6 protein-coding genes are annotated in these 5,469 nt (G+C 71.6%); 4 read left to right on the forward strand and 2 right to left on the reverse strand.

What is annotated here, in order from left to right; genetic code table 11:
• Positions 1-84: 84 nt before the first annotated feature.
• The gene (locus ACFFNX_RS40780; RefSeq protein ID WP_378211537.1) at positions 85-411 is read right to left on the reverse strand and encodes a DUF3263 domain-containing protein; all 327 of its coding nucleotides are present in this window, start codon (positions 409-411) and stop codon (positions 85-87) included.
• Between the two features lie 102 nt (positions 412-513).
• Between ACFFNX_RS40780 and ACFFNX_RS40785 the strand changes: the two genes are divergently transcribed.
• The 3 genes from ACFFNX_RS40785 to ACFFNX_RS40795 all read left to right on the forward strand — a co-directional run bounded on the left by ACFFNX_RS40785 (position 514) and on the right by ACFFNX_RS40795 (position 3,125).
• On the forward strand, positions 514-1,317 hold the full coding sequence (locus ACFFNX_RS40785) for an SAM hydrolase/SAM-dependent halogenase family protein (RefSeq protein WP_378211538.1): 804 nt from the start codon (positions 514-516) through the stop codon (positions 1,315-1,317).
• A gap of 86 nt (positions 1,318-1,403) precedes the next feature.
• Complete coding sequence (gene cax, locus ACFFNX_RS40790) at positions 1,404-2,516, forward strand: calcium/proton exchanger (RefSeq protein ID WP_378211540.1); 1,113 nt, start codon at positions 1,404-1,406, stop codon at positions 2,514-2,516.
• A 69-nt stretch (positions 2,517-2,585) separates the two neighbouring features.
• Positions 2,586-3,125: a MarR family winged helix-turn-helix transcriptional regulator gene (locus ACFFNX_RS40795; RefSeq protein WP_378211541.1), complete on the forward strand. Its 540-nt coding sequence runs from the start codon at positions 2,586-2,588 to the stop codon at positions 3,123-3,125.
• A 73-nt stretch (positions 3,126-3,198) separates the two neighbouring features.
• Here the strand turns inward: ACFFNX_RS40795 and ACFFNX_RS40800 are convergent, their stop codons facing one another.
• On the reverse strand, positions 3,199-3,444 hold the full coding sequence (locus ACFFNX_RS40800) for an SHOCT domain-containing protein (RefSeq protein WP_378211542.1): 246 nt from the start codon (positions 3,442-3,444) through the stop codon (positions 3,199-3,201).
• Between the two features lie 427 nt (positions 3,445-3,871).
• Between ACFFNX_RS40800 and mycP the strand changes: the two genes are divergently transcribed.
• The coding region (gene mycP / locus ACFFNX_RS40805) for a type VII secretion-associated serine protease mycosin (RefSeq protein WP_378211543.1) at positions 3,872-5,469 on the forward strand (1,598 nt) is incomplete at its 3' end.

Consider the following 5,469-nt stretch of genomic DNA (forward strand, 5'->3'; position numbering starts at 1 on the left):
GGCGGGTGCCGCGCCGCGGCGTTCGCCCGGCGGTAGCGGAACGGCGGCGTACGAACGCCCCGCCACGGCGGACGGCGGTCTCCGTCAGGTGCGGATGCCGAGGCGGCGTGCCGCCCGCTGGCGCTGGCGTTGCGACCGCTGCCGCCGCAGCCGCTTCACGAGCATCGGGTCGTGTTCGAGCGCCTCGGCACGGTCGATGAGCCGGCCGAGAAGCTGGTAGTAGCGGGTGGAGGACATGCCGAAGTGCTCACGGATCGCCTGCTCCTTGGCGCCCGCGTGCTGCCACCACTGCCGCTCGAAGGTAAGGATCTGCAGGTCACGGTCGGTCAGGCCGCCGTCACCGCCGTTTTCGGGGCCGTTGTCGTCAGGGCTGTTCTTAGGGCCGTCGCCCCGGGCGTCCGCCGGTTGCATCAGGTCCCCTCTGTACGGGTTCGGGGGGCTGTCATGCTACGCGTGATCAGGGACATGTTCGCGCTGTTCTCGCGGATGGCCCCTGTCGTAGCCTGAACTGTGATGCCGAAGCACTGCGTAACGCTACTGACCGACTACGGGCTGGAAGACGGCTTCGTCGCCGCATGTCACGGCGTCATCGCGAGCATCTGCCCACCCGCTCGCATCATCGACATCACCCATCTCGTGCCTCCCGGAGACGTCCGGCGCGGCGCCGCGCTCATGGCGCAGACGGTTCCGTACCTGCCGGCCGGCGTGCACGTCGCCGTGGTCGACCCGGGCGTCGGCACGCGCCGGCGCGCGATCGCGGTCGCGGCCGGCGACCGCGTCTTCGTCGGCCCGGACAACGGCGTGCTCTCCTGGGCGGCGGCCGGCGCCGACGTGCGCGCGTGGGAGCTGACCGAGCGAGAGCTGTGGGTGGAGCCGGTCTCGGCGACCTTCCACGGCCGCGACATCTTCGCCCCCGTGGCGGCCCACATCGCCGCGGGCCGTGACGTCGCGACGGCCGGGAGCGAGATCGACCCGGCCGGTCTCGTACGCCTGCCGCCGCCGAACCGCACGGTGCGCGACGGCACGGCCGAGGGTGAGGTGGTCACGGTCGACCGGTTCGGCAACGTGCAGCTCTCCCTCACCGACGCGGACCTGGACGCGATCGGCGCGCGGTGCGGCGGTACTCTCACGGTCACGCTGGGCCGCCACTCTCTGCGCATGGCGTACGGCGAGACGTTCGGGTCCGTGCCGCCGGGCGAGCTCGTGGCCTACACCGACGCCACCGGCCGGGTGGCCCTCGCGGTCAACTCCGGCGACGCGGCGCAGCGGCTCGGCCTGCCGCCGGGAGCCCACGTACGGCTCGCCGTCGCCGACTGATCCGTCCCGCTCCTTCGGCGAGACCGACGCTTCAAAGGTAACGAAACCGTCAAAGCGGCTGGTCCGAATACGGCATGATCTTCCGCATGGGTCTCAACCGCTCCGACTGGGGGCTTTTGGGCGGCGCCGTTCTGGCGTCCGCGGCCGCCGGTGTCGCCCACTTCGCCAAACTCGGCGGCGACATCGCTCCGTTCATCGTGGCAGCCGTCGCGCTGGCGCTGCTGGCCAGCCTGGTCTCCCGGAGCGTCGAGGCGCTCGGCAACTGGCTCGGCTCCGGTGCGACCGGGGTCGTGCAGAGCGCCCTGGGTAACCTGCCCGAGCTGTTCGTCGTGCTCTTCGCCCTGAAGAAGAAGCTGTACGAGGTCGCCACGGCGACGATCGTGGGATCCATCCTGGCGAACGTCCTGCTGGTGCTCGGCATGGCGTTCCTGTTCGGCGGCATCAAGCACGGGCGGCAGAAGTTCGGCGGCGACGCCGCCCGCACACTGTCGATGCTCCTGGCGCTCTCGGTGGCCGCCCTGCTCGTCCCCTCGCTCACCGCGGCGCTAGGCTCTCACGCGACCCGCGCCGCGCTGCACGAGCGGGACCTGTCGATCGTCGTGTCGGTCCTGCTGCTCTGCCTGTTCGTGGCGTCGCTGCCGTCCTCGATCAAGCGGCAGAAGAACGCCGAGGAGACCGAGCCCTCCTCGGCCACGGCCCCGCCCGACGGCGCCTCGCCCGACGCGGAGGAGAAGCAGCACTCCTGGCCGCTCGGCCTCGCGCTGGCGATGCTGGCGATCACCGGCGTGGGCGCGGCGTTCGTCTCGGACTGGTTCGTGGCCGCGCTCGAACCCGCCATCTCCTCGCTCGGCATCTCCCAGGCGTTCGCCGGCCTGGTGATCGTCGCGATCGCCGGGAACGCCGTCGAGAACGTCGTCGGCATCCAGTTCGCGCTCAAGAACAAGGCCGACTACGCGCTCTCGGTGATCCTGCAGAGCCCGCTGCAGGTCGCCCTCGTCGTGGCCCCCGCCCTCGTGCTGCTCTCGCCGATCGTGGGCGCGTCGTTCACACTGGTGCTGTCGCCGCTGCTCATCGCCATACTGATCATGGCGGTAGTGATCACCGTGCTGGTGGTACTCGACGGCGAGTCGAACTGGCTGGAGGGCGCGACGTTGATCGTCCTGTACGGGATCATCGCCACGGCCTTCTGGTGGGGATGAGATGAAGAGCAGTAAAACGGCCAAAACCGGACGAGCGTCGTATTCGTTCAACTCAACTACTGTGACCTTGTGAATCCGCACATCGACCCGAGTGTCGCGGAGATCGAACGGGCGGCGTTCCAGCTCCGCCGGCTCTGGGCCAAGCCGCATCTTCTCCAACGCCTGCGCGAGCGGTGCGGAAGCGGCGAGCGGCCGATCCAGCTGTCCAGTCTGCTGGTCATCCACGCGATCGCGGGCCAGGACGCGGGGCAGGGTGACGTCACCGTGGGCGCGGTCGCGGACTTCCTCGACATCGACCCCTCGACCGCCAGCCGGCTCGTCGGGCACGCGACCGACGCCGGGTTCGTCTCGCGCACCTCGTCTCCGGTCGACGCGCGTCGCGCGCACCTGCGGCTCACCGAGGCCGGCGACCGGGTCAGGGCGCTGACCGACGAGCTCCGGCGGCGCTTCATCGCCCAGCTCGTCGCCGACTGGCCCGAGGAGGACCGGCGCATGTTCGCGCACCTGCTCGGTCGCTTCGCCGAGGCCGCCGCGAACTTCCCCACCGACACGGCCGCCATGAAGGCGGTCGGGCTGGAGGTCGAGGCGGCTCGGCGACACGACGAATGACGGGCCGGGGCCTGACGCGAAGCCGCCGTCCATGGCTTCGCGCGGCAGGACGGCGGGGCTTCGGGATCAGAGGTTACGAGCGCAGCACGCCCAGCCGCTCACGGTACTCCTCCTCGTCGATCTCGCCGCGCGCGTAGCGCTCGGCGAGCACGCGCTCGGCGCCGCCTCCGCTCCACTTCGAACGCCTGGACAGCAGGTAGAACCCGCCGCCGAGGACCAGGAGCCAGAACACGGCGAACCCGATCGGGAAGACCGGCCACCATCCGTGTGCGTGGCCGTCGTGCCAGGGACCGTACGCGGTCAGCGTCATGGTGTTCATGAGGTGATGGTGACCCGGCGGCGCGGCCTCGCGCGTCGTACGCCGGGCGGCTCCGCGCGTACGCCCGGCGGCTTAGGACCCCGCTCGCGGCGAGCGGTGTCCCACGGCGAGGCACTTGGACGCGGGACTGCGAGACAGACCCTGGGCTCCGGCCCCGGAGACGAATCCGGGCCGGTAGTCCGGATGGCCGCCAGGGAAGGGGTGCGCGGACGACGCCGCGCGCGGCCATCGGGATCACAGGCCCGGAACGCGTACAAGGTGCACCGTACACATCTCTCGGGATTTCGACCATATTCGCCCCGATCGCCGCACGTCACATTCAATCGCGTAAGCATCCGACCTCAGGCCGTGGCAGAATTACGCTCGCTGTCGACCGCCGGGAGGGAAACCGGTGCACTTGTCCGAAGTTCGCCGCGCTTTCCCTCGCGTGGCCTCGGCAGTGCTGGTCAGCATCGCGGTCGGCGTGCTGTCCGTTCCCGCCGCCGAGTCCGCCTCGCCCGCCGAGCCCACCCGCCCGGCCTCGCTGCCGACCGACCTCTACCGTGGCCAGCAGTGGACGCTCGACGCGCTGCACATCTCCCGCGCGTGGAAGTACTCCCGCGGCAACGGGGTGACCGTCGCGGTGCTCGACACCGGTGTCGACGGCCACCAGGCCGACCTGGCCGGACGCGTCATCGACGGCCCCGACTTCACCGGCCACGTGCGCAAGCCGGGCGGCCGCTACTGGGGCCGGCACGGCACCGAGATGGCGAGCCTCATCGCCGGACACGGCCACGGCGCCGGCGCGACGGCGGGCGTCATGGGCGTGGCGCCCGACGCCAAGATCCTCTCGATCCGGGTGACCTGGGAGCTGAACGACCCGATTCGCAACGACCACGCGCAGGTCAACCGGTCGCGGGACGCCGTCGCGGAGGGCATCCGCTACGCCGCCGACCACGGCGCGCAGGTCATCAGCATGTCGCTCGGCGGCGGCAACCTGTTCTACAACGGCAACACCGCCGAGGAGGCGGCGATCAAGTACGCCCTCGGCAAGGGCGCCGTGCTCGTCGCGTCGGCGGGCAACGACGGCGACGGCGCCAACCGGCGCAACTACCCAGCCGCCTACCCCGGGGTGATCGCGGTCGGCGCGGTCGACCGCACGTTCAAGGCGGCCAAGTTCACCAACCGGCACACCTACATCTCGGTCGCCGCCCCCGGTGTGGAGATCGTCAGCGCCGACGCCGCCGGGCACGGCTACATCCTCGGCACCGGCACGAGTTCGTCGGCCGCGTTCGTGGCGGGCATGAGCGCGCTCGTCAAGGCGCGTTACCCGCACCTCACGGCGCAGGAGGTCAAGCAGGCCCTGGAAGAGGGCGCCACCCACCGGCCGCCCGACGGGCGCAGCAACGAGATCGGCACGGGCGTCGCCGACGCGTACGGCGCGCTGCACACGGCCGCGCAGATCAACAAGGCCGAACACGACGGCACGGGCGTCCAGCCGCCGCAGCCGACGGCTCCGGCAGCGTCGGCGCCATCCAAGCACAGCGACCCCGACCTGGTGCTGATCGCCGTCCTGAGCGGCGGCGGCACACTGATCCTGCTCAGCCTGATCCTCGGCTGGCGGCAGCGACGGCGGCGGATCGCCCGTGAGGAGGCCGCCGACGAGCCGGAGGAGCCGCAGCGCCCGGCCGTACCGGTGGCCGCGCACGCATCGTCGGCCACGGCGCCGTGGGAGCGCCGGCCCACACCTCCGCCGTCGCGTACGGGCCGGTCGTCCGGCCTGTCGCCGTGGGAGCGCCGCCCGGAGACGTCCACGGACGAGGATCCCCGCTGGAATCCGGGGTCGCCCGAGGCGTCGCCCCCGATCACGCCCTGGGACCGCCGTCCGGAGACACCCGCAGCCGACGCCTCCCTCTGGCACCAGGCACCAGCCGACGCGTCACCGCCGACCCCGCACTGGGACCGCCGTCCAGAGGAACCCGCGACCGACGCCCCCCTCTGGGACCAGGCACCAACCGACGCGCCACCACCAGCCCCGCACTGGGA

This window comes from Actinoallomurus acaciae (assembly GCF_042429965.1).
GTDB classification, from domain to species: domain Bacteria; phylum Actinomycetota; class Actinomycetes; order Streptosporangiales; family Streptosporangiaceae; genus Actinoallomurus; species Actinoallomurus acaciae.